Origin of the sequence: Curtobacterium sp. TXMA1 (genome assembly GCF_020162095.1) — a bacterium.
Lineage (GTDB): Bacteria > Actinomycetota > Actinomycetes > Actinomycetales > Microbacteriaceae > Curtobacterium.
In genome coordinates this window covers 2,803,798-2,828,958 of sequence record NZ_CP083910.1, presented here as the reverse complement: position 1 = coordinate 2,828,958, position 25,161 = coordinate 2,803,798, and the positions used below count along the sequence as shown (strand labels likewise).

Sequence of the window (25,161 nt, the reverse complement as noted above, 5' to 3'; positions counted from 1 at the left end):
CCGTCGGCGGGCACGGTGCCGTCAGCCGACCAGCCGGAAGCGCAGCGGGTCGCCGGGGCGGAGCTGCGCGGCGCGGTCGACCGAGGCCGCCGTCAGGACCCCGACGACCGGGTACCCGCCGGTGACCGGGTGGTCGGCGAGGAACAGCACTGGGTGGCCCTCGGGCGGTACCTGCAGCGACCCGGTCTCGACGCCCTCGCTCGGCAGCTCGCCGTCCCGCTGGCGGACGAGCGGGTCGGGCGCGGTGGTGCGGACCCCGACCCGGTCGCTGTCCGGCCGGGTCGTCCACGTCTGACCGGTCAGCGTGCGGCGCCAGTCCGGACGGAACCAGTCGTCGCGCGGACCGGCGACGACGTCGAGCACGACCGGTCCGCCGGACGGGGGTGCGAGCGGCGGTGCGACGGCGTCGACCAGGGGCCACCCGTCCGCGTCCACGCCCACCGGCAGGACGTCGCCCGCGCGGACCGGTGACGGACCGAGACCCGCGAGCGAGTCCCACGAACGGCTGCCCAGGACGGGCTCGACGGCGAGACCCCCGCGCACGGCGAGGTACGTGCGGAGCAGCGACTCGGCCAGACCGACCCGGAGCACGTCACCGGGGCGGAGCATCAGGACCTCGCCGATCGCTGCGCCGTGCACCCGGCCGTCCGCCCGCTCGACGGCGACCGGACCGGGTGCGCCGGTCAGGGCGGCGACCACGTGCCCGTCCGCGCGGAGCGTGACGGAGCCGAGCAGTGCCTCCAGGACGGCCGCCGTCGCACGGTTGCCGACCATGCGGTTGGCGAGGGCCGCGGACCCGCGGTCGGCTGCGCCCGCCGCGCCGAGGCCCGCCTCGCTGAAGCCCGGGCGACCGAGGTCCTGCGTGCTCGCCGCGAACCCGACCTCGAGCACGGTGAGCGCGGTCACGACGGCACCGCGACGTAGCGCAGGCGCGTGCCGGGCGGGGCCAGCGCCGGTGGGTCGCGGTCGAGCGACCACATCGCGACGTCGGTCCGCCCCACCAGCTGCCAGCCGCCGGGGGAGCTGCGCGGGTAGACGGCGCTGAACTCGCCAGCCAGGGCGACCGAGCCGGCCGGCACCGAGGTCCGGGCGGTGCTCCGCCGTGGCACCCCGAGCGATGGCTCGGTGCCCGTGCAGTAGCTGAACCCGGGCGCGAACCCGCAGAAGGCACTCGTCCACACCTGCCCGGTGTGCCAGTCGACGAGGGCGTCGCGGGACGTCCCGAGCGAGACGGCGAGCTCGTCGAGGTCCTCGCCGTCGTAGCGGACCGGCACGACCAGGGTGACGTCGTCCGTGCTCGGGGCCGGTGGCACCGGGACGACCAGGTCGAGTGCACTCCGGAGCCGCGCGGGATCGGTGCGCGTCGGGTCGAAGCGCAGGAGGAGGGTCCGGGCGCCGGACACGACCTCGTGCACACCGGGCAGGACGCCCTCGGGGTCCGCTCCGAGACCGCCGCGGAACGCCACGACCTGTTCGAGGGAGTCGAAGGTGACGAGGACCGCGGAGCGCCCGGCCGGCCGGATGTCCGGAGCGGTGCGGTCGGTCACGGCGTCGTCGCGCTCGCTCACGGCGTCGTCGCGCCCGGGGCGAAGGGGGTGAGCTCCACGCCCTCGGCCGACAGGAGCTCCCGGATCGCCCGGGCCATCGCGACGGCACCGGGGGAGTCCCCGTGCACGCACACCGACTCGGCGGCCACCCGGACCTCGGACCCGTCCACGGCGACGGCGGAGCCGTCGGTCACCATCCGCAGCACGCGAGCGGCGACCTCGTCCGGGTCGTGCAGCACCGCGCCGGGACGGCTGCGCGACACGAGCGAGCCGTCGGGTTCGTAGGCGCGGTCCGCGAAGGCCTCGGCGACGGGCCGCAGACCGCGGTGCTCGGCCGCGGCGAGGAGCTCCGAGCCGGGCAGGGCGAGGACCGCGAGCGAGGCATCGACGTCCGCGACCGCACGGACGACGGCCTCGGCCTGCACCGGGTCGGCACAGGCGGTGTTGTAGAGCGCGCCGTGCGGCTTGACGTACGTGACGCGGCCGCCGGCGACCGTCGCCGCGGCGGCCATCGCGCCGAGCTGGTGCACGACGTCGGCGTGCAGCTCGTCCGGCGTCACGTGCACCGGGCGACGGCCGAACCCGGCGAGGTCCCGGTACGCCACGTGGGCACCGATCGCGACCCCTCGTGCCACGGCTGCGCGGGCGGTGGCGAGCATGATCGTCGGGTCCCCGGCGTGCGCACCGCACGCGATGTTCGCGCTCGTCACGAGGTCGAGGACGGCCCCGTCGTCACCGGCCGTCCACACGCCGTAGCCCTCGCCGAGGTCGCTGTTGAGGTCGATCGTCGTCACGGGCGCTCCTGCGTCGTCGGGTGGTTGTTGAACAATCTACCGAGCGCCCGTGACGGTGTCACCCCTCCGGTCAGCCGAGATCGAGCGCCCGGCTGAACGTGCGCGTGACGGGCGGAGCAGCGACGATCGCGGCGAGGGCCCGCGGGGCGCCCTCGTCGGTGGCGCGCCAGGCGACGTAGGCGTCGTGGTCGGCCGGGGTGGTCCACCGCTCGAGCACGACGAGGTGCAGCGGGTCGGTGTCGTCGACCAGGACCTCGAGGGACTCGTTGCCCGCGAAGGCGGCCGTCTGGGCGAGGGTCTCGCGGATCGCGGACTCGATGGTGTCCTGCGCGACGTCGTCTCGCAGCTGGACCTCGAGGAGGACCGTCTGGGTCATGGTGCACCTTCCGTCAGCGGCGCCCGTCGATCGGGCTTCACGTGCACCAACGCGGTGACGACACGTGGTGTTCCGCGACCTGCCGGGGAAGTGCAGAACGCAACGTCGGCGACTGTTCGCAGCGGTGGACCGTCGCGTGGACCCGCCGGTGTTGCGTCCCGCGGGACGGGGCCGCGACACATGTCGAGAAAAAGCTTCCGGAGGAAGGTTTTGAGTGTTACTGTCCTGCTCACCTACCAGCACTAGGTATTCATGAGGGCACCCTGCCCCCGATGGCTCGAGGAGGAGTCATGTCGACACCGACGTCGAAGGAAGAACCGCAGTCCGGTCTCGCCGGTACCGCGAACCCGCCGGTCACCGCGGCCGCCGGAGCCACGAGCGCCGACCCCGCAGCGGCATCGCGGGCGTTCTCGGTCGAGGGCCTCACGCAGAGCGTCAGCACCGTCCGGGTCGGCCCGAAGTACCTCTGGGCGCTCAGCCTCGCCCAGTTCGGCCTCTTCGCCGCACTGCTCACGCCGGTGTTCGTGAGCATGTCGATCAAGGCGACGGTGCTCGACCCGGACAGCCCCGAGACGATCGTCGGCTCGGTCCTGCCGTTCGGTGCCCTCGGCGCCTTGCTCGCCAACCCGCTGGCGGGAGCGCTCTCCGACCGCACCCGCACGCGCTGGGGACGTCGTCGGCCGTGGATGGTCACCGGTGTCGTCGTCTTCGTCGTCGCCCTCGCGTGGCTCGCGTTCGCGCCGGACGTGCTGCAGCTCACCGTCGCGTGGGTGCTCGCCCAGGTCGCCGCGAACGCCGTCCTCGCCACGCTGACCGCGAGCTTCGCCGACAACGTGCCGGAGTTCCAGCGCGGCAAGGCCTCGAGCGTCATCGCCCTCGCGCAGAACATCGCGATCCTCGCCGGCCTGTACCTCGCCGTGTACCTGGTCGGCAACCTGCCGGTGCTCTTCATCGCGCCGGGCATCCTGGCGATCGTCGTGATCCTCGTCTACGCGGTCGTCGCCCGCGACGAGCTCCCGGCCACCACCAAGCCCTTCAGCTGGCTCACGCTCATCGCGTCGTTCTGGACCAACCCGATCAAGCACCCCGACTTCGGGCTCGCCTGGTGGGGCCGGTTCCTCATCACCTTCGGCACGTTCATGTTCACGACCTACCGCCTGCTCTACATGCAGGAGCAGATCGGGATCGAGGACGTCGCCGAGGCCACCGCGACCGTCGCCTTCGGCGTGCTCCTCTACACGGTCGCCCTGCTCGTCAGCGCCGCGGTGTCCGGTTGGGTGTCGGACCGCGTCCGTCGCCGCAAGGTGTTCGTCTGGGGCTCCACGGCCCTCACCGCCGTCGGCCTCATCATCCTCGCCCACGTCGAGTCGGTCGGCGGGTTCTACTTCGCCGAGATCGTGCTCGGCTTCGCCTACGGCATCTACGCCGCGATCGACACCGCGCTCGTGGTCGACGTGCTCCCCGACCCGGAGCGCCCGGGCAAGGACCTCGGCGTGATCAACATCGCCAACGCCCTGCCGCAGTCGCTCGCCCCCGCGGTCGGCCTGTTCCTGCTCGGCATCGGCGGCGGCCAGAACTACACGCTCATGCTCTGGGGTGCCGGCGTCGCCGTGCTCCTCGGTGCGCTCGTCATCCTCCCGATCAAGAAGGTCCGGTGACCACCGTGGCACCCCGCATCTCGCTCCAGCTCTACACGGTCGACAAGGCCCTGGCGCCCGACCTCGACGGCGGGGTCGCACGCCTCGCCGCCATCGGGTTCGACACCGTCGAGGCGTTCGCCTTCGTCGGTCGCGCCGCCGTGCTCCGGACGGCCTTCGACGCGCACGGCATCAGCGCCCGCACCGGTCACGCCTTCCTGGTCGAGGAGACGATCCCGCTGCCCGACGGCACCGTGATGACCGCACCGTCGCACGCCGAGACCTTCGCCGAGGCGTCGGCCCTCGGGCTCGAGATCGTCATCGACCCGTTCGTCGGGCCCGACCACTGGACGAGCCGCGAGGGCGTCGAGCGGATCGCCGCCCGGCTGAACGCGGCCGCCGAGGAAGCCGCCGCGCACGGACTGCGCGTCGGGTACCACAACCACGACCACGAGCTCCGGCCCCGCATCGACGGGAAGCCCGCGCTCCAGGTGCTCGCCGAGCTGCTCGACCCGCGCGTCGTGCTCGAGCTCGACCTGTACTGGGCGTCCGCCGCGGGCATCGACCTGGTGCCGTTCGTCGAGGAGCTCGGTGACCGCATCGTCGCCGTGCACGTCAAGGACGGACCGATGCGCGAGGGCATCTCCACCGCGCAGGTGCCGACCGACCAGACCCCGGCCGGGCAGGGCGACGTCCGTCTGGCCGAGGCGCTGGCAGCGGCGACCGCGCTCGAGTACGCCGTCATCGAGTTCGACGGCTTCGACGGGGAGATCTTCGACGGGGTCGAGCAGTCGTACCGCTGGCTGCAGGCCGCGCTCGCCGGATCCGGTGCGACCGCCACGACGGGGGTGTCCGCATGACCCGCACGGGACGCGTCGGCGTCGGCTTCATCGGCGCCGGGATGATCAGCGAGCAGTACCTGACGAACCTCACGACCTTCCCGGACGTCGAGGTGGTCCGCATCGGTGACATCGACACCGAGCGCGCCGCGGCGACGGCGGCGAAGTGGGGGATCCCCGCGTCCGGCACGGGCGACGAGGTGCTCACCGACCCCGACGTCGAGATCGTCGTCAACCTGACCCTGCCCGCCACGCACGTCGAGGTCTCCACGGCCGCGCTCCGTGCGGGCAAGCACGTCTGGAGCGAGAAGCCGATCGGCGTCGACCGCGCGAGCGCCGCCGGGCTCGTGGCGCTCGCCGACGAGCTCGGCCTGCGCCTCGGGATCGCGCCCGACACCGTCCTCGGCACCGGGTGGCAGACCGCCAAGCGCGCGATCGAGGCCGGCGCGATCGGGACCCCGCTCACCGCCGTCACGAGCTTCCAGTGGCAGGGTCCGGACGTGTTCCACCCGAACGCGTCCTTCCTCTACGCGAAGGGCGCCGGTCCGCTGTTCGACATGGGGCCGTACTACTTCACGGCACTCGTGCACCTGCTCGGCCCGGTCGCGTCGGTCGTGGCGACGGGGACCCGGTCGCGCGACACCCGGCAGCTGGTGGTCGGACCGAACGCGGGGCAGGAGTTCCCGGTCGAGGTCCCGACGCACCTCTCGGTGCTCACGTCGTTCGAGCAGGGCGGGAACGCGCAGTCGCTGCTGTCGTTCGACACCCCGCTCTTCCGGCACGGCGTCTTCGAGGTGAACGGCACCGAGGGCACGATCGTGCTCCCGGACCCGAACACCTTCGGCGGAGGCCACCCGATCCGCATCGCCCGGCCGCTCGGCGCGGACGTGTCGTTCCCGATCGAGCAGGAGTGGGAGACCCTGTCCGACGAGGAACCGACGGTCGGCCGCGGCCTCGGCGTGCTCGACATGGCACGGGCGATCCGCGGGGGCGGTGCGCACATCGCGACCGGCGAGGTCGGCTACCACGTGCTCGACACCATGGTGGCCGTCGAGGAGTCGGTCGAGCGCCGCGCGTTCGTCGAGGTCGCGTCGACGGTCGCGCCGATCGCGTCGCTGCCCGAGGACTTCGACCCGCTCGCCGCGACCCTCGAGGGTGCGTCCGCCACGGTCTGACCGACACACGACGGTCGGGAGGCTCGGTGCCGGCCGGCTCCGAGCCTCCAGGCTGTCACGTGGTGCGGGACGGCCGCAGGACGCGCTCGTAGACCGCGACCAGTCCGTCGACGCGCTGTTCGACGCGGCCTCGGGCCGCGACCAGGGCGGCGCTCGCCCGCTCGAGGAGCTCCGGCTCCTCGTGCACCCGCCGGACGACCGTCGCGATGCCCGCGGCGTCCGGTGTCGGCGTCGTGAAGCCGCCGCCCGCGGGGACGACCTCGGCGAGGTCCGGGTCGCAGTGCACGACGGGCAGGCCGGTGGCGACGGCCTCGAGCATCACCATCGGCTGGTTGTCGAAGTCGACCGAGCTCGACACCAGCACGTGCGCGCGTCGCATGGCGGCGAGCACCTCGTCGTGCGGGGTGGAGCCGTGCAGCCGGACCGGGGTGCCGACCGCCGACCGGGCGACCGCGGTACGCGCGACGCCGTCGCCGAGCACGTCGACCACCGTGCCGGGCGGGAACGAGCGGGCGGCCTCGACCAGGACCCCCGGACGCTTCTCGGGCGACAGGCGACCGACCCACAGCACCCGGAGCGGCTCGTCGACCGCCCGGGTCCGGACCGACGCCGGCCCGATCGTGTCGAGGACAGCGGGCTCGATGCCGTTCGAGACGACCGACACCGGGGTCCGGACACCCCGGTCGACGAGCTTGTCGGCGAAGTGCCGCGACGGGACCACCACGTGGTCGCTCGCCCGCGACTGCGCGAGCATGACCCGCCACATCCGACGTGCCGTCCGGGTGCGGGTGTACGGGGTGTCGGCCGCGACGTGGATGCCGCGACGGGAGACCTGCGTCGCGTGCAGGAACGCGAGCAGCGCGGTCGTCACGGCCGGGACGGGCAGGACGTTCCGCGTGTAGACGTCGATGCGGCCGTGCATCGTGTGGACCACGGGGATGCCGAGGTCCTGCGCGGCACGGAGCCCACCGAGTGCGGCGAACATCTCGGAGTGGGTGTGCACGACGTCGGTGCCGCGCGCGGCGAAGTCGCGACGGAGCACGGCACGGACGCGCCGCGGCGACCAGGCGAAGGGGTAGCCGTCGGGGCGGAACACGGGAGAGACCGGCAGGCCGACGACGGCCGGCGCGGCTGCGCCGCCGGGCGTGTGGGCGGGGCCGGCCGGGTCGTCGGGGCAGAAGACCGTGACCTCGTGCCCGGCGGTCACGAGGGCCTCGGCGAGCGAGCGCACCGCCGTCTGGACGCCCCCGAGCGTCGGCAGGTAGTAGTCGGTGACCAGCGCGATCCGCACGTCCCGAGCCTAGGGCCGTCGGGTCGCGCCGGGCTCCTGCCGGGCCATCGGCGTGCTCCTGCCGGTACCCGGCCTGCCCGTAGGATCGGCAACGTGGGGGGAACGGGCACCGGGGAGCGCGCACTGGTCACGGGGGCGAGCGGGTTCGTCGGCGGCCACGTCGTGCGGCACCTGCGCGAGCGCGGGTACCACGTCACGGCGTCGGGGCGACGAGGCGGAGCACTGCCCGCCGGGGACGTGCACGTCGGTGACCTCGACGACCTCGCCCGCTCGGACGTACCCGCCGACGTCGTCGTGCACTGTGCGGCGCTCAGCTCGCCGTGGGGGCCCTGGTCGGCCTTCGAGCACGCCAACGTCACCGGGACCGCCCGGGTGCTCGAGTACGCGCGACGGGTGGGGGCGCGTCGGCTCGTGCACGTTTCGTCGCCCGGCATCTACGCCGCACCGCGCGACCGACTCGACATCCGTGAGGACCAGGTCGACCCGAGCCGCCCGATGAACCACTACATCCGCTCGAAGCTGCACGCGGAGGCACTCCTCCGTGCCGCGAGCGGCGACCCCGACGGACCCGAGATCGTCGTCCTGCGCCCCCGCGGCATCGTCGGCGCCGGGGACACGGGTCTCGTGCCGCGGCTGCTGCGCGTGCACGACCGGGTCGGGGTGCCGCTCCTGCGCGGCGGACGCGGACTCGTCGACCTGACCGCCGTCGAGAACGTCGCACACGCCGTCCGGCTCGCCGCCGAGGTACCGGAGGCCGCCGGGCTCGCCTTCAACATCACGAACGGGGACCCGCGCCCCTTCGTCGAGCTCCTCGACCAGCTGCTCACCGGACTCGGGGTGCGCCCGCGGTACCTGCGCCTGCCCGCCGGGCCGGTGTCCGCGCTGGCCGCCGTGCTCGAGGCCGTGTGCACGGTGCTGCCCGGACAGCCGGAACCACCGATCACCCGGTACACGGTGTCGACGATCACGCACTCGCAGACGCTCGACCTGACCCGAGCGCGGCGGGTGCTCGGCTACGAGCCCGTCGTCGGGCTCGACGCGGCACTGGCGAGCTACGCCGTCGCCGGGCAGCGGGGCCGTCGCGTGGGGGAGCAGCCGCGTGACTGAGCGTCCGTCGGACGGTCGCGTGGCGGAGCGCCCGCGCGGCGTCCTGCGCGCCGCCGCCTGCGGGTGGACGACCCACGACCTGCGCGGGCTCGTCCGCGGTGCCCCGCGCGGACGCCGGGTCTTCCCCGCGAACGTCTTCACCTGGACCGGTCCGGACCGCACCGTCCTGTTCGACACCGGGTACGCACCCCTGCCGTGGCGGACCGGTGCGGCCGGGTGGGCGTACCGACGCCTGCTCCCACCCGTGGTCCCGACGGGCAGCACGCTCGCCGACGCCGTCGACACGGACGCCGTCACGCACGTCGTCCTGTCCCACCTGCACCCCGACCACGTCGGCGGACTCGCCGCCGTCCCGCACGCCACGGTGCTCGTCACCGAGGGCATCGCCCGCAGCGTCGCCCGCCCACGGCTGCTCGCCGGGCAGCTGCGCGGACTGCTGCCCGAGGGGCTCGTCGACCGGCTCCGGGTCGTCCCGGACAGCGCCTTCGGCCCCGCCCCGACCGGTCCGCTCGCCGGGGCCGGACTCGCGACGGCCGACCCGTTCGGGGACGGTCGCACCCGCCTCGTCCGCCTACCCGGACACACGGACGGACACCTCGGCCTGCTGGTCGAGGACCGCGTGCTGCTCGCGGGCGACGCCGCGTGGAGCCGTGACCTGCTCGGGCGGGAACACGACCTGCGTCTCCTGCCGCGCGCGGTCGCACACGACTCCGGAGCGCAGCGCGACACCGCCGAGCGCCTGCTCGCACTCGAGCGCGCGGGTGTCAGACTGCTGTTCAGCCACGACGAGCACCGGACCGGGGTGGACCTGCTCGCCGACGACGACGAGGACCGAGGGGGACCATGAAGCACTGCGCCATCGCCGGCTGGGGGACGGCACTGCCCGACCGGAGGGTCACCTACGGCAGTGGCACCCGGACCGTCACGCGCTACCGGATCGCCGACGACGTGTCACAGCTCGACATGCTCGCCGAGGCAGCCTCGCGCGCGATCGAGCGCGCCGGCATCGACGCCGCCGACCTCGACCTGGTGATCGCCGCCTGCGCCGCGGGCGTGCAGCCGATCCCGTGCACGGCGGCACTCGTGATGGAGCGGGTCGCACCCGACGCACGGGCGGCCGCCCTCGACGTCAACTCCACCTGCACGAGCTTCATCACGGCGCTCGACGTCGCCTCCCGCTACCTGGAGGACGGCGACCACGAGCGGGTGCTCGTCGTGTCCGGTGACGTCGGGTCGCGCTTCCTGGACCCGGCGCAGCGCGAGTCCGCCGAACTGTTCTCGGACGCCGCTGCCGCCGTGGTGCTCACTCGCGGCGACGGGACGCAGGGTGTGCTCTCGGCGCTGCAGCAGACCTGGCCGGAGCACGCCCACGACACCGAGCTCCGGGGCGGTCTGTCCCGGCACCCGGCGCAGCGGTACGCCGAGGGGGACCCGGCGGACTACCTGTTCGACATGCACGGCCGCCGCGCCCTGACCGGGATGCTCCGGGTCCTGCCCGCGTTCTTCGCGCGGTTCTGGGAGCGCAGCGGGCTCGGGCTCGACGACGTCGACCTGGTCGTCCCGCACCAGGCCAGCGGCGCGATCGGGCTCGCGATGCGCCGGATCGGGATCCCGACGGACAAGTACGTCGACGAGGTCGCGGCGTTCGGGAACTCGGTGTCGTCGTCGGTGCCGTTCATGCTCGCGCGGTGCCTCGACGACGGACGACTCCGTCGCGGTGACACCGTGCTGCTCTGCGGGACGGCGGCGGGCCTGACCGCGAACGCCCTCGCGCTGCGCCTCTGACGTCTCGATCCCGACCTGTCGGTCTTGTACAAACCGTTATCCGATCTTGCTCGACCCCGAGACGCTGGAGGACCGCATGACCGTCACGACGATCGACCTCGACCAGTCGGTGCTCGACACCGCCAAGGAGCTCACGGGTGCACGCACGAACCGCGACGTCGTCAACCGTGCGCTGCAGACGCTGATCGCCGTGCGGCGTCAGCCGGCCGCGGTCGAACGCATCCTCGCCCGCGACGTGCTCGACGAGCAGACGCAGGCTCCCGTCGTGCACTACTCGGCACCCGGCGTCCCCGTCGAAGGGCAGTGAGCGCCTACATCGTCGACAACTCCGTGTGGTGGAAGGCCGGCCGCTGCCCGTCGATCGCTGCACGACTCCGGGTGGTTGCGACACAGGACCTGATCCTGACCTGCCCTCCCCAGGTGCTGGAGTACTGCTCCTCCGCACGGGTCAGCGCCGAACACGCTGCGTTGGCCGAGGACATGGCCGCGTTCCTGCCGGCGGACGTGGTGCCGGCCGTGGACGCCGCGCTCGAGATCCAGCAGTCGCTGTGGCACCGCGGGTACGTGCGCGGGGCGGGAGTCGTCGACGTCCTCGTCGCTGCGTACGCGGTGACCAACGATGCCGTGGTGCTGACCGCGGACCACGACTACGACCACATCGCTGCCGTGATGCCCCGCTTCCGCCACGAGTACCTGCCGGAGGGCTGACGCGTCGCGCGCGGCTCCGTTCCGTGAGCCCGGCTGCCGGACACGACGACGCCCCCGCCGCTGTTGCGACGGGGGCGCCCGATGGCCCCTGATCCCCGGGGAGGCCACCGCTGGTCCGGCGGACCGCCCAGCACCGGACGGCCCACCGAGGTCGATCAGCGAGCGGTGCGACCCGCGCGGGGGAGCAGCACGCCGAGGACGATCATCGCGACGGCGAGCAGCGCGTGCAGCACGTTGTCGGCGCTGTTCAGCGGGACGAAGTTCGCAGCGCCCGCTATGTTCGCGACGAAGAGGCCGAAGACGAACAGGACGGCGTAGATGATGCCGCCGATGAGCAGGTAGGAGCGCGAGCCGGCTGCGGACCGGGCGGCGAGGATGCCGACGATGCCGAACAGCAGGTGGACGATGTTGTGCAGGGCCGACACCTGGAAGAGCCCGAGGAGCATGGCCATCGAGCTGTTGCCGGCGAACGACATGGTGCCCATGTCCATGGTCAGGCCGGGGATGAAGCCGGCGATGCCGACGATGAGGAAGACGATCCCGAAGAGCAGGGCGCCCTTCTGGACGAGGGTCGAAGCGAAACCGGTACGGGGTGAAGCTGCGTTGCTGGTCATGGTGCTGTCCTTCCGAATGCGTTCCACGACGGCGTCTCGAGGTCACCGCACAGGGGCAGCGTCGTCGTCGTACAGGGGTTTCGGAGCAGCTGCGCAGCCGGATTGGTGCGGGGCCGTAGTGGTCGTTCAGCGCGGTCGGGCATGCGCGGGTCCTCCGCTGGGATGACCCCGGGTCTCCACCCGTGGGGGGACGCGCTCGACGGGCCCGCGGAAATAGCGTGGACGACGTGATCGAGATCGAGCATCTGTCCAAGCGCTACGGCGCCAAGACCGCCGTCGACGACATCTCCTTCGTCGTCCGACCCGGCATCGTCACCGGCTTCCTCGGCCCGAACGGCGCCGGCAAGTCCACGACCATGCGGATGATCATGGGCCTCGACACGCCCACGGCCGGTCGCGTGCGGGTCAACGGGCAGGAGTACCGGTCCTTCCGCGACCCGCTCCGCCAGGTCGGGGCGCTGCTCGAGGCGAAGGCCGTCCACTCGGGGCGCAGCGCCTCCAACCACCTGCTCTCGCTCGCGGCGACGCACGGCATCCCGAAGTCCCGCGTGCACCACGTCATCGAGCTCACCGGCCTCGAGTCGGTCGCGAAGAAGCGCGTCGGCGGGTTCTCCCTCGGCATGGGGCAGCGGCTCGGCATCGCGGCGGCACTGCTCGGCGACCCGAAGACCCTGATCCTGGACGAGCCGGTGAACGGCCTCGATCCGGACGGCGTCGTGTGGGTGCGTCAGCTCGCTCGTCACCTGGCGTCCGAGGGGCGCACGGTCTTCCTCTCCAGCCACCTGATGAGCGAGATGGCGCAGACCGCCGACCGCGTGGTCGTGCTCGGTCGCGGCAAGGTGCTCGCGGACGCCCCGATCGCGGAGTTCGTCGCCGGCAGTGGGCAGGGCGGCGGTGCACGGACCCTCGTCCGGACGCCGCACCCCGACCAGCTGTTCGGCGCCGTCGGCTCCGCGGCGACGTCGATCACCCCGCGCGAGGACGGCGCCTTCGTGGTCGTCGGGCCCGACGCGCAGCAGATCGGCACCATCGCCGCGCAGAGCGGTGCGGTGCTGCACGAACTCACCCCGATGGGTGCGAGCCTCGAGGAGGCGTACATGGCCCTGACCAAGGACGAGGTCGAGTACCAGGCGGAGGTCGCACGATGAGCGCCGCGACCGCCACCGGCATGCCCAGCGGCGTCGGCCTGGGGTTCGGCCGACTGGTCCGCAGCGAGTGGATCAAGTTCCGCAGCATCCGCTCCACCTGGTGGTGCTACGCCATCATCGTCGCCCTGACGATCGGTCTCGGCGCGATGATCGGTGCCGCTGCCCCCGTGATGGGACTCCCCGAGGGCGCCGAGGTCACGCAGGAGATCGCGAACCGGCAGATCGTCCTGCTGAGCACCTCGTCCGTCGGGTTCACCGTCCTGGTCGCCGCGGTGCTCGGAGTCCTCATCATCACCGGGGAGTACGGCACCGGCCAGGTCCGGTCCACCTTCACGGCCGACCCCGGACGCACGGGTGCGATCCTGGCCAAGGCCGTGGTCCTCGCCGTCGCGACCTTCGTCGTCAGCGCCGTCTCGACATGGATCGGCGTCGCGCTCGTCGCGTTCTTCCAGGCGGACAAGGGCGTGCACGCCGATCTGGCCGATCCCGCGGTCGTCATGCCGGTCCTCGGATCGTCGGTCTACGTCACCGGGATCGCCCTGCTCGCCTTCGGCATCGGGCTGCTCGTCCGCTCCAGCGCCGGCGGCATCGCCATCGCGCTCGGCGTGCTGCTCGTCGTGCCGATCGTGCTGCAGCTCGTCGCCGGTCTGGTGGACCAGCAGTGGCTCCTCGACGTGTCGCGGTTCCTGCCCGACCAGGCCGGCAGCCAGCTCTACACCTACGAACGCTCCGCCGCGCAGCCCGCACCCGAGGGCGTCGTGCTGGACGGCTGGGCCGGTGGCGGGGTCCTGGCGGCGTGGGTCGTCGCGATCGGCGTGGTCGCGCTGGCCGCGGTGAAGAAGCGCGACGTCTGACGACGGCGCCGCCCACGGGTCACGACGTGACCACGCACGCCACGGGAGGCGCGGTGCCGGCTGGCACCGCGCCTCCCGTCCGTCTGCAGCCGGGGAGCGGCGGGTCAGGCCGCCCGCGAGAACAGCCCGCGCAGGGCGCGCGTCAGCCGCCACGAGCGACGCGGCTGCTGGACGACCTCGACCGCATGCGTGGGCATGCGGAAGGCGAGGTCGTGGAGCATGTTCCGCTTCGTGCCGTCCCAGTTCGCGAACAGGTAGGAGCCGCCGATGAACGACATGCTCCGGACCGGCGTGCGCTTCCAGGAGTCGGCTGCCACGTAGTAGCCGGCGTGTCCGGCGCGGATGTGGTCGATGACGGTGTCCACGTCGAAGACACCGGTCGTGGTGACGACGGTGGTGATGCCCGTCCGGTCGCGGGCGACGTACTCGATGAGGTGTTCGGTCACGGCGTGCTCTGATCTGTGTCTGACTCGACCGGCCCGTGAGGTCGGCGCTCGGGAGGTGTTCGGAACCGCCCTTGCTTCCGCCTGGATGGTACGCCGGAGGAGGGACCGCTTCCAGCCGGTGGTGCGGTCGGGGGACGAACGTCCGGACAGCGCGAGGAGCAGTGTGGTCTCATGCGTCACACCCGTCACATCCGTCCCGTCGGTCTGCTCCTCGTCGCCGCCGGAGCCGCGTTCGCCCTCGCCGGGTGCTCCGGCGGGGGCGACGCCGGTCCGACCGCCACCGTGACGCGGACGGTCACGCCCACGGCGTCGCCGTCGGTGTCGTCCGCTGCGGGCGCTGCACCCGCCACGGGGTCGTCGGCGCCGACCGCGACGCCCTCGTGCGGACCGTCCGACGGTGCCGCAGCCGCTGCCGGCCCGATCGCGGACCTCCCGCTGCCCGCCGGGCTCGAGTCCGCGCGTTGGGACGCCGCGCACGCGGACACCTCGGTCTACGACGGGTGCGCGGCGCTGTCCGCGGTGACCGTGTCCGTCGTCGACGCCACCGCGAGCTCCCCGGTCGCGGTCCTGCTGTTCCACGACGGGTCGTACCTCGGAACGGCGACGAAGGAGCAGTACCCGTTCGTCCCGCAGGTGACGCGGGAGTCGGCGGACGCGATCCGCGTCGAGTACCGGTACCCGCAGGGCGCGGACAGCAACGCCGACCCGTCCGGCCGGGCGACCGCGACCTACACGTGGAACGACGACACCGGCCGGGTCGTGATGTCCGGGGACGTCCCACCGACGCCGTGAGCCGTCGTCCCGGTGGCATGCTGTCCGGGTGCCCCTGACCCGCCCGGTGATCACCGCCGCCCTGCCCGGCGTCGCCCTCGCCGTCGTGATCGGCATCGCCGCGACCGTGGTCGGCCGCGCGGTCCCCGTCGTCGGCGGTCCGGTGCCGGCCGTCCTGCTCGGCGCACTGGTGGGGTGGCTCGTGCGGCGTCGACGCCAGCAGGACGACGGGACCGCCGACCTGGGTGGACTCCAGCCCGGCGTGAAGTTCGCGTCCAGCCGGGTCCTGCAGGCAGCGGTCGTGCTCCTCGGTGCGCAGCTGTCGATCGGCGAGGTCCTGCGCATCGGTGGCGAGACCCTGCCCGTGATGCTCACGACGCTCGTGGTCTGCCTGGTCGCCGCATGGGGGATCGGCCGGCTGCTCCGGGTGTCGAGCACGCTCCGGACGCTCATCGGCGTCGGGACCGGCATCTGCGGCGCCTCCGCCATCGCGGCCGTCACGCCCGTGGTCGGAGCGGCCAGCGCCGAGGTCGCCTACGCGCTGTCCACCATCTTCCTCTGCAACATCGCAGCGGTCTTCGTCTTCCCCCTCGTCGGACACGCGCTCGGTCTGTCGCAGCACGCGTTCGGCGTCTTCGCGGGCACCGCGGTCAACGACACCTCGTCCGTCGTCGCGACCGCCACGGTCTACGGCCGCCAGGCGACCGACACCGCGGTCGTCGTCAAGCTGGTCCGGACGCTGATGATCATCCCGATCGTGATCGGGCTGGCCGGCCTGGAGGCACGCCGCACCGCCCGCACGCAGCCGGGCACCGCAGACGGGCCGCGTCGCGCCGGGGGCGTCCGCGTGCTGCGGTTGGTCCCGTGGTTCCTGATCGGGTTCCTCGTCGTGGTGCTGCTGCGGACCACCGGTGTCCTGCCGGCGGCGGCGGCCCCGGGGTTCTCGGCGGCGGCCACGTTCCTCATCACGGTGGCGCTCGGCGCGGTCGGGGTCTCGACGGACTTCGCGGCCCTGCGTCGTGCCGGGTTCCGGCCGATGCTGCTCGGCATCGTGCTCTGGGTGCTCGTCGCCGGGACGAGTCTGGGCGTGCAGGCGGCCTTCGGCCAGCTCTGACGCGCGGAACGGCGGCGCGTGCGGCGCGCGGCGGTGCCGGCGCGACGTGCTCACGCACAACAGCAAGCAGGTCGCGCCACGTCGTTGCGTGGTGCGACCTGCGTTGCGTTGTGCGTGGCGCCCCGCGCTCAGCCCGGCCGTGTGCCGGACGGGAGGCTCGGAGCGGTCCGGCTGCGTGCCTCCCGTCCGGCGGTGCGTCCGTGGCGAGACGTGCGCCAGCTCGACCGAAGGCACGTCGCGCCGTGTGGTTGCGGGGCGCGACGTGCCTCCGGTTGTGCGCGGCGCGGCTGCCGCCGCCGCCGCTCGACCGCGCATCAGCCGCGCAGCGCCTCCGTCAGCTTCACGCGACCGCCCGTGCGGAGCAGTGCGTTCTCGTAGATGCGCGCGCCGACGGCGACGACCACGACGACCGAGGCGGCCACGACGAGCAGCGACAGGATCGGCTCCCACCACTCGGCGGTCCCGAGGAAGATCCGCATCGGCATCCCGATCGGCGCGCTGAACGGGACGTACGACATGATCCCGACGATCGTCGGGTCGTCCGCCGCCACCACGATCAGGATGTACGGGATCATCACGAGCATCATCACCGGCATGGTGACGCTGCCGACGTCCTCCTGACGGGAGACGAGTACGGCGGACGCGGCGAACAGCGACGCGATGAGCACGAAGCCGATCGCGAAGAACCCGACGAACCACAGCACGCTCGGGCCGAGCAGGGTGAACAGGTTGTCCTGCCCGGTGACGGCCAGCGCCACCACCCCGGCGATCGCGATCGCGACGATCTGCGCGAACGCCATGATGCTGTTCCCGAGCACCTTGCCGGCGAGCAGTGCCCGTGCGGGGATCGCCGCCATCAGGATCTCGACCACGCGGGTGGACTTCTCCTCGACGACGCTCTGCGCGATCGACGAGCCGAAGGTCACGGCCGAGGCGAAGAACACGACGCCGAACATGATGCCGATCGCCGAGACGAGCCCCGCGGACAGGGTGCCCGGGTCGAGCAGCTCGACCGAGGGGGTGACACTGAGCGCGCTGACGACGTCGGTGGGGGTGTCCTCGAGCCCGACGACCGAGTAGCCGAGCGCGTCGTCGGACGGCACGATCGCCGCGTCGACCTCGCCGTCGCGGACGAGGCGCTCGGCCTGGGCGACCGTGCGCGTGGGGGTCACGTCGAGACCGTCCGTGGACTCGAGCGAGACCCCGTCGACGACCGCGACGGGTGTCGTGTCGTCCGCGGTGGCCTTGCCGACGATGCCGCCGATCACGATCGAGGCCACGACGACCACCAGCAGGATCGCCGCCGAGACCACGAAGGCCTTGCTGCGGAGGCGGGCCTGGATCTCGCGGGCGGTGACGAGCTGCACCGCGTGCACGAAGGAGCTGTTCACCGGACGACCTCCCGGAAGACCTCGCTGAGCCGGGGCACCCGCGGGGCGAACGACCCCACGGTGCCGTGCTGGACGGCACGCTGCAGGACGCGCTGCGCAGTGGCCTCGTCGGCCTCGAACACGGCGTAGCCGCCGTCGAACTCGCGCACGGTGACGCCGGACTCGTCGCGGAGCCAGGCGACGTCGCCGTCGACGAGCAGCTCCCACGCGGCCGGGCCGGCGCTGCGGCGCAGGTCCTCCTGGGACCCGGCAGCGCGGATCGTGCCGTCGGCGATCACCACCACGTCGTCGCAGAGCCGTTCGACCACGTCGAGCTGGTGGCTCGAGAAGAGCACCGGGACGCCCTTGGCAGCCTGCTCGCGGAGCACGCCGAGCACGGTGTCGACGGCCATCGGGTCGAGGCCCGAGAACGGCTCGTCGAGCACCAGGACCTCGGGGTCGTGCACGAGTGCCGCGGCGACCTGCACGCGCTGCTGGTTGCCCAGCGAGAGCTTCTCGACGGCGTCGCCCGCGTGCTGCGCGAGGTCGAGTCGTTCCAGCAGCGCGGTCGTGCGCTGCCCGGCGGTCCGCTTGTCGACACCGTGCAGGCGCGCCAGGTAGGTGATCTGTTCGGCGACCGGCATCTTCGGGTACAGCCCGCGTTCCTCGGGCATGTAGCCGAAGCGGCGACGGTCGGTCGGCCCGACCTCGCTGCCGTCGATCGACACCCGCCCGGTGTCCGCCTGCAGCACGCCGAGCAGGATCCGCATTGTGGTCGTCTTGCCGGCCCCGTTGCCGCCGACGAACCCGGTCAGTCGGCCGCTGCCGACCGAGAACCCCACGTCGTCGAGCACCCGACGGTCGCCGAAGTGCTTCGTGACCCCTTCGATGGTGAGCATCGCCCGTTCCCCTTCCGCCGACGGTCCTCGCCGACGTCTCGACGCTACGGTCCGCCAGGCCCGCCACGCATCCGGCACGAGGCGGGACTTCGCGACGCCCCGGCTCCACCGCACGGGGGAGCGGACTCCGTCAGCTCGCGGAGGCGACGCCCCGCTCGAACGCCCAGACGACCGCCTGGATCCGGTCGCGCACACCGGTCTTCTGCAGGACGTTCGACACGTGCGTCTTCACGGTGGCCTCGCCGACGAAGAGTTCGCGGGCGATCTCGGCGTTGCTGTAGCCGCGGGCGAGCAGGCGCAGGACCTCGGCCTCGCGCTCGGTGAGGCCGGCCGCGGCGATCGCGGCCGCACCGGTCTCCGGAGCGGCCGTCCCACCGTCGCCGCCGTCGGCCCCGGGGCAGTCCGGCCCGTGACCGGCGGTCGCGCGGCTGATCACCCGACGGGTGACGTCGGGGGCGAGCAACGCGTCCCCGGCTGCGATCGTCCGGACGGCGTCGATCAGCCGTTCGGGGGAGGCGTTCTTCAGCAGGAACCCGCTCGCCCCCGCCTCGAGCGCCTGGAACAGCGCGTCGTCGTCGTCGAACGTGGTGAGCACGAGGACCGCCGGCGGGTCCGGCAGCGCACCGATCCGCCGTGCCGCCTCGAGCCCGTCGACGCCCGGCATCTGGACGTCGAGGCACACCACGTCCGGCCGCAGTGCGACGACGGCCTCGACCGCGGCAGCTCCGTCCGGGGCCTCGCCGACCACCCGGAAGCCCGGCTCGGACTCCAGGATGACGCGGAAGCCAGCGCGCACCAGGTCCTGGTCGTCCGCGAGCACGATCGTCAGGTCGTCGGCAGCCATGCCCGTACCAGGTACCCTCCCCGGGCGCGCGGCCCGATCTCGATGCGTCCACCCACCGCGGTGACGCGTTCCCGCATGCCGACGTGTCCCAGCCCGCTGCCGCTCGTGCTGCGGGCCGCTCGGGCGCCGTGTCCGTCGTCCGTGACCTCGACCTCGATGCCGTCGTCGAGGTAGCGCAGCCGCACGTCGGCCCTGGCGGTCGGCCCGGCGTGCTTCACCACGTTCGTCACGGCCTCCTGCGCGATCCGGAACGCCACCGCGCCGACGGTCGGCGGGACCGGGCGTTCGTCGCCGACGACCACGAGGTCGCCGTCGTGACCGGCGGTCCGCACGGCCTCGACGAGTTCCGACATCCGGCCGAGCCCGGCCGTGCTCGGTGCCGTGTCGGTCGCGCCCGCGCCTCGGTCGTCCTCGCGCAGGGTCCCGAGCATGCGGCGGAGTTCCTCGACCGCCGTGCGGGCGCTGTCCTCGACCACGGTGAGCGAGGCGGTCGCCTGCGCCGGGTCGCGGTCGACCACGCGGCGCGCGGCCCCGGCCTGGACGCCCATCAGCGACACGTGGTGCGCGACCACGTCGTGCAGTTCGCGGGCGATCCGGACCCGCTCGAGCGTGACCGCCTGGGCTGCCGTGCGCTCCCGCTCGGCCGCGAGCTCGGCGGTGCGCTCGGCGAGGTCGTGCTTGGCGACCGCGGCCGCCCACGCCCGGTTGCCCGCGTACCAGGCGCCGCCGAAGTACAGCACGTTGATCAGGATGTTGACCAGCGAGTACGCGACGTACGGCGGGATGAGCGCGTCCTCGTCGTTCGGCAGGGCACTCGGCACCGCCCACCCGAACGAGAGCGAGACGAACACCCAGGCGAACATCCCGCCGATGATCACCCAGCGGACCGCCTCGGCACGGACGCGGTCCGAGCACCAGGCGCCCACCGTGTAGAGCGCGATGAAGAGGGTGAAGTTGACGAGGACGATCTCGGGCACGTGGAGCAGCTGCGTCGCGGCGAACGCCAGCGCGGACACGACGGCGACCGTCATCGGCCACCGGCGGCGGAACGCGATCGGTGCCGCGTTCGCGACGACCATCAGCGCCGAGACCCACCACGGTGCCTGCTCGTCCTCGTACACGCCCGCGGCGCCGTACAGCGTCGTCGTGACGGCCAGGCCGGTGCCGAGCACCAGCGCGAGCAGTTCGTCCTGGCGGTGCTCCCGCGGTCCGACGGGCAGCCGGGCCCACCCCTCCGTCGTCCTCCCCATGCGGGCAACGCTACCGGGTGGGCACCGCCGATCGCAGGCCCCGGCGGGCGACCAGCAGCGGGACAGCGGCGGCGATCGCCACCACGGCCGCTGCAATCGTGAACGTCGCCTCCGTGCCCGCCGGCTCGACCAGCGCACCGGCGGCCGCCGCCCCGAGCGCCTGCCCGGCGACGAGCACCACGAAGAGCAGCGCGGTGCCCGCGGCCGCGTGCTGCTGGTCGGTCTCGGTCGTCCACGCGATGAGTGCGCCGGTCGCTGCGGTGTAGGCCCACCCGAACACCGCACACGCCATCAGGGCGGCCACGACGAGGTGGGGCAGCAGCCCGAGCGCGAGGACCGCGACGGCCGCGAGCGTCGTCGTCAGCGACCACGTCCGAGCGGCGGGCACCCCGCTCGTCCACCGGGCCGTCACCGCCACCGAGGCCCCGCCGACACCGAGCACGACCCACGCGACGACGGTCAGTGCACTCGGCACGCCCGCGCCGACGAGCGCCGAGCGGCCGTACGTCCAGACCACCGCCGAGCCCGCGCCGAAGAGCAGGGCGACCACGACCGGCACGACCTGCGCACCGAACCACGAGCGGTCGGGCAGCACGGCTCGCGGAGCACGCCCGGACGTGACCGCGCGCCCGGTCGTCCCCGCCGCGAGGAACACCACGGCCCCGACCAGCAGCGTCGCGATCCCGGCGACGGTCCAGGCGGTCCGCCAGTCCGGCAGCAGCACGAGCGCGAGCACCCCGGCGGCGACGAGCCCCGGCCCCGTGCCGGAGTTCACGACCGCCTGTGCCCGGTCACGCAGCGCGCCGTCGACACGGCCGGCGACCAGCTGCACCATCGCCGGCGACGCCAGCCCCGCCCCGGTGGACGCCACGACGGCGGACGTCCCGTACACCGGGGTCGTCAGGCTCGCAGCCATCACGATCGCGCCCACGCCTGCCGTGAGCGCAGCGGTGACGACGAGCCACCGGGCGGCCCGGCCCGCGAGGAGGAACCCCGCGACGGCGCCGACGCAGTACAGGGCCGAAGCGCCCGAGGACACCGCACCGCCGACGTCCGCCCCGAAGCCGAGGTCGCGCTGCACGTCCGGCAGGAACAGTCCGTACGCCAGGCGCACCAGCCCGTAGGTCGCGGCGACGAGTCCGAGCCCACCGAGCACCAGGAGCCGGGTCCTTGATGAAAACGATCGTTTCACTTCTGTGACCCTAGGCTGGCGGCATGGCGATGCGTCCAGGAACCGAGCAGCGGGTGCTCGACGCTGCCGAGGAGCTCTTCTTCACACGGGGCATCGCGGCGACGCCGATCGACGCCGTGCTCGAGCGCGCGAGGGTGTCGTCGGCGACGCTCTACCGCGGGTACCCGAGCAAGGAGGCCCTCGTCGCCGCGGCACTCGACCGACGCCACGAGGACTGGGTCGCGACCTGGGACCGGGCGCTCGAGCGGGCGACGGACGACCGCGGCCGGGTGCTCGCCGTGTTCGACGCCCTCGACCAGTACCGGTCCACCCCGGCGGGCTCCCGCTGGTGCGCGTTCCTCGGCACAGCGGCCGAGTACGTCGACGCTCCGGAGGACCTGCGCGCCGTCCTCCAGCGCGAGACCGACACTCTGCGCCGTCGTCTGACGGAGACCGCGCGTCCGCTCGTCGGTGACCGTGCCCCCGCGCTCGCCGAACAGCTGCTGCTCGTCGTCTCCGGGTCGCTGGCGATGCGCCTGCGCGACCCAGCTGCGGACTCCACGAGCGCTCGCGCGGTCGCGACCGCACTCCTGCCCTGACGGTCGGGCCAGGACTGCCCTGACGGTCGGGCCACGACGCGGACGGGAGGCGCGGTGCGGGTGACGGACGTCCGTCACCTGCGCCGCGCCTCCCGTCCGGTCCGTGACGGCTGCGAGCCGGTCGCTCAGCGCGCGGGGACCACCAGGTCGTCGACCGCGGTCAGCACGTCCGCGACCTCGGTGCGGGTCGTGTAGTCGACGTGCACGTCGGCGAAGCGGACCACGCCGTCCGCGTCGATCACGAAGACCGACGGGAACGGGATGGCGGCGGTGTCGTCGGCGTTGCTGTCCGCGACGTCGAAGCCGAGCTGCGTGTGCGCCGCCCGCGCAGCGGCGCTCGGCTCCGTGACGATGCCGAAGCGCCCGGCGAGCACGTTCCCCGGGTCGGTGAGCACGGGGAAGGCGAGCTCGCCGTTCGCGATCGACTGCTCGACGGCCTCCCGCGTCTGCGGGGACACGGCGACGAGCTGCACCCCGCGCTCCTGCAGGGCCGGCAGGAGTTCCTGCTGGTACGTGCGCAGGGTGATGTTGCAGTAGGGGCACCAGGCGCCGCGGTAGAAGACGACGACGGTCGGGGTGGAGCCGCGGACCGCCGCGAGCGAGGTCTCCTCGCCCGCCGGGGTGACCAGGCGGGCGTCCGGGGCGGTCTCGCCGGCACCGACGACACCGTCGGGCACCCCCGAGGCGCGCAGGTCGGCCTGCTCGCCGTCGAAGACCGCGGACAGTTCCGGGCCGATCTGGGCGGTGAAGCCCTGGTTGAAGTCGTCCACCTGGCGGGCGATGGTCTGGTCGGTCACGTCGGTCTCCTCGGGTCCGGGTCACCGGCGAGCGGGCCGGTGCGTGGAGCGTAGGCACGTCTCCGTCGCGGGGGAACGGCCCTCGTCACGGAGCGTCATCCGCGTAGCCGGGCGTGACGCGCACTCAGGTCTTCGGTGGTCGGCGAGCACGACCGGAGACGAGTACAACCGGAAGCGCGTCGCGCCACGGAACGATGTGGCGCGGAATGCCTTCCGTTGTGCGAGAGCACCGCGCGCCGCGTCCAGCGCCACGGCCGCGCGCCGCGCCCCGCGCTACGGCCGAGCGCCGCGCCTCAGGCGCGACCGCGGTTGCGCCGCCGGATCTCCTTCGGTGCCCGCCCCGCCATGAACGACCGGGCGGGGTCGACCAGGAACCCCTGGCGCAGCGCCTCGCGGCCGACGAGCATCCGGAAGCCCATCTGGTCGCGGTTGCTCAGCGTGACCTCGGCATCGATCGTGCGGCCCGCGAGCGTGATCGGCGTCAGCACGACGATGCGCTCCTGCGTGTGCCCCGTCGAGCTCCGGACGATCCGCCGGTCGTGCACGTCGCACTCGTGCGTGACGGCGTCGGCGTCGGTGTCCTGCCACGGGTGCACCGAGAAGCGCACCCGGTCGCCCGGCAGCTCCTCGAGGTCGAACGCGTGCAGTGCCGAGCTCCGCGCCCCGGTGTCGAGCTTCACCTTGATCCAGGGCAGGTCCAGCCCGGGCAGGGCAGCCCACTCGCGCCATCCTGCGATCGTCGGGTTCCGGGCCATGTGCCCATCCTGTCGCATGCTTTGATTGAGCGTCGCCGTCGACGTCTCGACCCCGTGGAGCAACCCCGATGAAACTCGCCATCCTGTCGCGCGCCCCGCACGCGTACTCGACGCAGCGTCTGCGTGCCGCCGCGGTCGACCGTGGGCACGAGGTCAAGGTGCTGAACACCCTGCGCTTCGCCATCGACCTGTCCGGCGACGAGCCCGACCTGCTGTACCGGGGCAAGCTGCTCAGCGACTACGACGCCGTGCTCCCGCGCATCGGCAACTCGATCACCTACTACGGCACGGCGGTGGTCCGGCAGTTCGAACAGATGGACGTCTACACGCCGAACACGGCCACGGGGATCACGAACTCCCGTGACAAGCTCCGGGCGAACCAGATCCTGTCCCGGCACCACATCGGCATGCCGGCGACCACCTTCGTGAACAGCCGCGCGGACGTCCGCGGTGCGATCGACAGCGTCGGCGGGGCGCCGGTCGTCATCAAGCTCCTCGAGGGGACGCAGGGCATCGGCGTGATCCTCGCTCCCGAGGCGAAGGTCGCCGAGTCGATCGTCGAGACCCTGCACTCCACGAAGCAGAACGTGCTCATCCAGGCGTTCATCTCGGAGAGCCGGGGCCGCGACATCCGCGCACTCGTCGTGGGGGACCGGGTGGTGGCCGCGATGCGGCGCAGCGCGTCGGGCGACGAGTTCCGCTCGAACGTGCACCGCGGCGGCACGGTCGAGAAGGTCACCCTCAGCCCGGAGTACGAGGAGGCGGCGGTGCGCTCGGCGCAGATCATGGGCCTCCGCGTCGCGGGCGTCGACATGCTCGAGGGCAACGACGGGCCGCTCGTGATGGAGGTCAACTCGTCCCCGGGCCTCGAGGGCATCGAACGTGCGACCGGTCTCGACGTCGCCGGCGCGATCATCGACTTCATCGGCAACCAGGTCGCGTTCCCGGAGATCGACGTCCGCCAGCGCCTCAGCGTCTCGACCGGCTACGGCGTCGCCGAGCTCCTCGTGCACACGAACGCCGACCTGGTGGGCAAGACGATCAAGGAGTCCGGGCTCTGGGACCGGGACATCACGGTCCTGACCCTGCACCGCGGCGCCTCGGTGATCCCGAACCCCCGCAGCGGTGTCGAACTGCAGGCCAGCGACCGCCTGCTCTGCTTCGGCAAGCTCGAGGAGATGCGGTCGATGATCCCGGACCGCCGCCGCCGTCGCTCGAAGGTCCGCAAGCTGCCCAAGGACGCCTGACCGGTGCCGCCCAGCGCACCCGG

General features: G+C 73.0%; 28 protein-coding genes. 14 read left to right on the top strand and 14 right to left on the bottom strand.

Annotated features, from left to right (window positions below):
* Nucleotides 1-21: 21 nt before the first annotated feature.
* The 4 genes from LCG91_RS13355 to LCG91_RS13340 form a co-directional block, all read right to left on the bottom strand.
* The gene (locus LCG91_RS13355) at nt 22-906 is read right to left on the bottom strand and encodes a biotin-dependent carboxyltransferase family protein (RefSeq protein WP_224441680.1); all 885 of its coding nucleotides are present in this window, start codon (nt 904-906) and stop codon (nt 22-24) included.
* The gene (locus tag LCG91_RS13350) at nt 903-1,568 is read right to left on the bottom strand and encodes a 5-oxoprolinase subunit B family protein (RefSeq protein WP_224441679.1); all 666 of its coding nucleotides are present in this window, start codon (nt 1,566-1,568) and stop codon (nt 903-905) included. The genes LCG91_RS13355 and LCG91_RS13350 overlap by 4 nt, the downstream gene beginning before the upstream one ends.
* Nucleotides 1,565-2,341, bottom strand: a complete 777-nt coding sequence (locus LCG91_RS13345; RefSeq protein ID WP_224441678.1) for a LamB/YcsF family protein — start codon at nt 2,339-2,341, stop codon at nt 1,565-1,567. The genes LCG91_RS13350 and LCG91_RS13345 overlap by 4 nt, the downstream gene beginning before the upstream one ends.
* 70 nt (nt 2,342-2,411) lie before the next feature.
* Nucleotides 2,412-2,717 (bottom strand): putative quinol monooxygenase, encoded by a 306-nt coding sequence (locus LCG91_RS13340; protein WP_224441677.1) that lies wholly within the window; start codon nt 2,715-2,717, stop codon nt 2,412-2,414.
* A gap of 290 nt (nt 2,718-3,007) precedes the next feature.
* Here LCG91_RS13340 and LCG91_RS13335 point away from each other — a divergent pair, with 290 nt between their 5' ends.
* Genes LCG91_RS13335 through LCG91_RS13325 form a run of 3 tightly spaced genes read left to right on the top strand, consistent with a single transcriptional unit; the run spans nt 3,008 to nt 6,368 of the window.
* Entirely contained in the window at nt 3,008-4,375 is a 1,368-nt protein-coding gene (locus LCG91_RS13335) for an MFS transporter (RefSeq protein ID WP_224441676.1), read from the top strand.
* Nucleotides 4,372-5,214 (top strand): sugar phosphate isomerase/epimerase family protein, encoded by an 843-nt coding sequence (locus LCG91_RS13330; RefSeq protein ID WP_224441675.1) that lies wholly within the window; start codon nt 4,372-4,374, stop codon nt 5,212-5,214. Before LCG91_RS13335 ends, LCG91_RS13330 begins: the two co-directional genes overlap by 4 nt.
* Nucleotides 5,211-6,368 carry a Gfo/Idh/MocA family protein gene (locus LCG91_RS13325; RefSeq protein WP_224441674.1) on the top strand — a complete coding sequence of 386 codons (1,158 nt, stop codon included), beginning with the start codon at nt 5,211-5,213 and terminating at the stop codon, nt 6,366-6,368. Before LCG91_RS13330 ends, LCG91_RS13325 begins: the two co-directional genes overlap by 4 nt.
* 55 nt (nt 6,369-6,423) lie before the next feature.
* On the opposite strand, the gene LCG91_RS13320 is transcribed toward LCG91_RS13325, so the two are convergent.
* Nucleotides 6,424-7,659 carry a glycosyltransferase gene (locus LCG91_RS13320; RefSeq protein ID WP_224441673.1) on the bottom strand — a complete coding sequence of 412 codons (1,236 nt, stop codon included), beginning with the start codon at nt 7,657-7,659 and terminating at the stop codon, nt 6,424-6,426.
* Nucleotides 7,660-7,752: 93 nt separating this feature from the next.
* Between LCG91_RS13320 and LCG91_RS13315 the strand changes: the two genes are divergently transcribed.
* The 5 genes from LCG91_RS13315 (at nt 7,753) to LCG91_RS13295 (ending at nt 11,259) form a co-directional block, all read left to right on the top strand.
* Entirely contained in the window at nt 7,753-8,766 is a 1,014-nt protein-coding gene (locus LCG91_RS13315; RefSeq protein WP_224441672.1) for an NAD-dependent epimerase/dehydratase family protein, read from the top strand.
* Nucleotides 8,759-9,613, top strand: coding sequence for an MBL fold metallo-hydrolase (locus LCG91_RS13310; protein WP_224441671.1), 855 nt, complete (start codon nt 8,759-8,761; stop codon nt 9,611-9,613). Before LCG91_RS13315 ends, LCG91_RS13310 begins: the two co-directional genes overlap by 8 nt.
* Complete coding sequence (locus LCG91_RS13305; protein WP_224441670.1) at nt 9,610-10,551, top strand: 3-oxoacyl-ACP synthase III family protein; 942 nt, start codon at nt 9,610-9,612, stop codon at nt 10,549-10,551. The genes LCG91_RS13310 and LCG91_RS13305 overlap by 4 nt, the downstream gene beginning before the upstream one ends.
* 76 nt (nt 10,552-10,627) lie before the next feature.
* Nucleotides 10,628-10,858: a type II toxin-antitoxin system VapB family antitoxin gene (locus LCG91_RS13300; RefSeq protein ID WP_224441669.1), complete on the top strand. Its 231-nt coding sequence runs from the start codon at nt 10,628-10,630 to the stop codon at nt 10,856-10,858.
* A complete protein-coding gene (locus tag LCG91_RS13295; RefSeq protein WP_224441668.1) occupies nt 10,855-11,259 on the top strand; it encodes a PIN domain-containing protein in 405 nt (134 codons plus the stop codon). Before LCG91_RS13300 ends, LCG91_RS13295 begins: the two co-directional genes overlap by 4 nt.
* A gap of 155 nt (nt 11,260-11,414) precedes the next feature.
* Here the strand turns inward: LCG91_RS13295 and LCG91_RS13290 are convergent, their stop codons facing one another.
* Complete coding sequence (locus tag LCG91_RS13290; RefSeq protein ID WP_224441667.1) at nt 11,415-11,873, bottom strand: DUF4383 domain-containing protein; 459 nt, start codon at nt 11,871-11,873, stop codon at nt 11,415-11,417.
* Nucleotides 11,874-12,100: 227 nt separating this feature from the next.
* Between LCG91_RS13290 and LCG91_RS13285 the strand changes: the two genes are divergently transcribed.
* Nucleotides 12,101-13,021, top strand: a complete 921-nt coding sequence (locus LCG91_RS13285; RefSeq protein ID WP_058749260.1) for an ABC transporter ATP-binding protein — start codon at nt 12,101-12,103, stop codon at nt 13,019-13,021.
* Nucleotides 13,018-13,875 (top strand): ABC transporter permease subunit, encoded by an 858-nt coding sequence (locus tag LCG91_RS13280; RefSeq protein WP_058749199.1) that lies wholly within the window; start codon nt 13,018-13,020, stop codon nt 13,873-13,875. Before LCG91_RS13285 ends, LCG91_RS13280 begins: the two co-directional genes overlap by 4 nt.
* A gap of 104 nt (nt 13,876-13,979) precedes the next feature.
* On the opposite strand, the gene LCG91_RS13275 is transcribed toward LCG91_RS13280, so the two are convergent.
* Nucleotides 13,980-14,321 carry a hypothetical protein gene (locus LCG91_RS13275; RefSeq protein ID WP_058749198.1) on the bottom strand — a complete coding sequence of 114 codons (342 nt, stop codon included), beginning with the start codon at nt 14,319-14,321 and terminating at the stop codon, nt 13,980-13,982.
* Nucleotides 14,322-14,492: 171 nt separating this feature from the next.
* Here LCG91_RS13275 and LCG91_RS13270 point away from each other — a divergent pair, with 171 nt between their 5' ends.
* Entirely contained in the window at nt 14,493-15,113 is a 621-nt protein-coding gene (locus tag LCG91_RS13270; protein WP_058727311.1) for an LppP/LprE family lipoprotein, read from the top strand.
* A gap of 28 nt (nt 15,114-15,141) precedes the next feature.
* The gene (locus LCG91_RS13265; protein WP_224441666.1) at nt 15,142-16,206 is read left to right on the top strand and encodes a YeiH family protein; all 1,065 of its coding nucleotides are present in this window, start codon (nt 15,142-15,144) and stop codon (nt 16,204-16,206) included.
* 314 nt (nt 16,207-16,520) lie between these two features.
* Here the strand turns inward: LCG91_RS13265 and LCG91_RS13260 are convergent, their stop codons facing one another.
* The 5 genes from LCG91_RS13260 to LCG91_RS13240 form a co-directional block, all read right to left on the bottom strand.
* Nucleotides 16,521-17,597 (bottom strand): ABC transporter permease, encoded by a 1,077-nt coding sequence (locus tag LCG91_RS13260; protein ID WP_224441665.1) that lies wholly within the window; start codon nt 17,595-17,597, stop codon nt 16,521-16,523.
* A complete protein-coding gene (locus LCG91_RS13255; RefSeq protein ID WP_224441664.1) occupies nt 17,594-18,475 on the bottom strand; it encodes an ABC transporter ATP-binding protein in 882 nt (293 codons plus the stop codon). Before LCG91_RS13255 ends, LCG91_RS13260 begins: the two co-directional genes overlap by 4 nt.
* A gap of 130 nt (nt 18,476-18,605) precedes the next feature.
* On the bottom strand, nt 18,606-19,319 hold the full coding sequence (locus LCG91_RS13250) for a response regulator (protein WP_058749194.1): 714 nt from the start codon (nt 19,317-19,319) through the stop codon (nt 18,606-18,608).
* Nucleotides 19,301-20,569, bottom strand: coding sequence for a sensor histidine kinase (locus tag LCG91_RS13245; protein WP_224441663.1), 1,269 nt, complete (start codon nt 20,567-20,569; stop codon nt 19,301-19,303). The genes LCG91_RS13250 and LCG91_RS13245 overlap by 19 nt, the downstream gene beginning before the upstream one ends.
* Before the next feature lie 10 nt (nt 20,570-20,579).
* Entirely contained in the window at nt 20,580-21,761 is a 1,182-nt protein-coding gene (locus LCG91_RS13240; protein ID WP_224441662.1) for an MFS transporter, read from the bottom strand.
* A 23-nt stretch (nt 21,762-21,784) separates the two neighbouring features.
* Between LCG91_RS13240 and LCG91_RS13235 the strand changes: the two genes are divergently transcribed.
* Nucleotides 21,785-22,339, top strand: coding sequence for a TetR/AcrR family transcriptional regulator (locus LCG91_RS13235; RefSeq protein WP_224441661.1), 555 nt, complete (start codon nt 21,785-21,787; stop codon nt 22,337-22,339).
* 125 nt (nt 22,340-22,464) lie between these two features.
* Here the strand turns inward: LCG91_RS13235 and LCG91_RS13230 are convergent, their stop codons facing one another.
* Both LCG91_RS13230 and LCG91_RS13225 read right to left on the bottom strand, forming a co-directional pair.
* Nucleotides 22,465-23,136, bottom strand: coding sequence for a peroxiredoxin-like family protein (locus LCG91_RS13230; protein WP_224441660.1), 672 nt, complete (start codon nt 23,134-23,136; stop codon nt 22,465-22,467).
* Nucleotides 23,137-23,429: 293 nt separating this feature from the next.
* Entirely contained in the window at nt 23,430-23,891 is a 462-nt protein-coding gene (locus LCG91_RS13225; protein ID WP_066656091.1) for an ATP-dependent zinc protease, read from the bottom strand.
* A 68-nt stretch (nt 23,892-23,959) separates the two neighbouring features.
* Here LCG91_RS13225 and rimK point away from each other — a divergent pair, with 68 nt between their 5' ends.
* Entirely contained in the window at nt 23,960-25,138 is a 1,179-nt protein-coding gene (gene rimK, locus LCG91_RS13220; protein ID WP_058727301.1) for a 30S ribosomal protein S6--L-glutamate ligase, read from the top strand.
* Nucleotides 25,139-25,161 lie beyond the last annotated feature (23 nt).

What these genes read in the sequence shown, in the direction of transcription:
- LCG91_RS13340 (WP_224441677.1), bottom strand. Translation starts at nt 2,717, where the DNA reads ATGACCCAGACGGTCCTCCTCGAGGTCCAGCTGCGAGACGACGTCGCG.
- LCG91_RS13335 (WP_224441676.1), top strand. Translation starts at nt 3,008, where the DNA reads ATGTCGACACCGACGTCGAAGGAAGAACCGCAGTCCGGTCTCGCCGGT.
- LCG91_RS13325 (WP_224441674.1), top strand. Translation starts at nt 5,211, where the DNA reads ATGACCCGCACGGGACGCGTCGGCGTCGGCTTCATCGGCGCCGGGATG.
- LCG91_RS13305 (WP_224441670.1), top strand. Translation starts at nt 9,610, where the DNA reads ATGAAGCACTGCGCCATCGCCGGCTGGGGGACGGCACTGCCCGACCGG.
- LCG91_RS13300 (WP_224441669.1), top strand. Translation starts at nt 10,628, where the DNA reads ATGACCGTCACGACGATCGACCTCGACCAGTCGGTGCTCGACACCGCC.
- LCG91_RS13290 (WP_224441667.1), bottom strand. Translation starts at nt 11,873, where the DNA reads ATGACCAGCAACGCAGCTTCACCCCGTACCGGTTTCGCTTCGACCCTC.
- LCG91_RS13280 (WP_058749199.1), top strand. Translation starts at nt 13,018, where the DNA reads ATGAGCGCCGCGACCGCCACCGGCATGCCCAGCGGCGTCGGCCTGGGG.
- LCG91_RS13270 (WP_058727311.1), top strand. Translation starts at nt 14,493, where the DNA reads ATGCGTCACACCCGTCACATCCGTCCCGTCGGTCTGCTCCTCGTCGCC.
- LCG91_RS13255 (WP_224441664.1), bottom strand. Translation starts at nt 18,475, where the DNA reads ATGCTCACCATCGAAGGGGTCACGAAGCACTTCGGCGACCGTCGGGTG.
- LCG91_RS13250 (WP_058749194.1), bottom strand. Translation starts at nt 19,319, where the DNA reads ATGGCTGCCGACGACCTGACGATCGTGCTCGCGGACGACCAGGACCTG.
- LCG91_RS13245 (WP_224441663.1), bottom strand. Translation starts at nt 20,569, where the DNA reads ATGGGGAGGACGACGGAGGGGTGGGCCCGGCTGCCCGTCGGACCGCGG.
- LCG91_RS13235 (WP_224441661.1), top strand. Translation starts at nt 21,785, where the DNA reads ATGGCGATGCGTCCAGGAACCGAGCAGCGGGTGCTCGACGCTGCCGAG.
- LCG91_RS13225 (WP_066656091.1), bottom strand. Translation starts at nt 23,891, where the DNA reads ATGGCCCGGAACCCGACGATCGCAGGATGGCGCGAGTGGGCTGCCCTG.
- rimK (WP_058727301.1), top strand. Translation starts at nt 23,960, where the DNA reads ATGAAACTCGCCATCCTGTCGCGCGCCCCGCACGCGTACTCGACGCAG.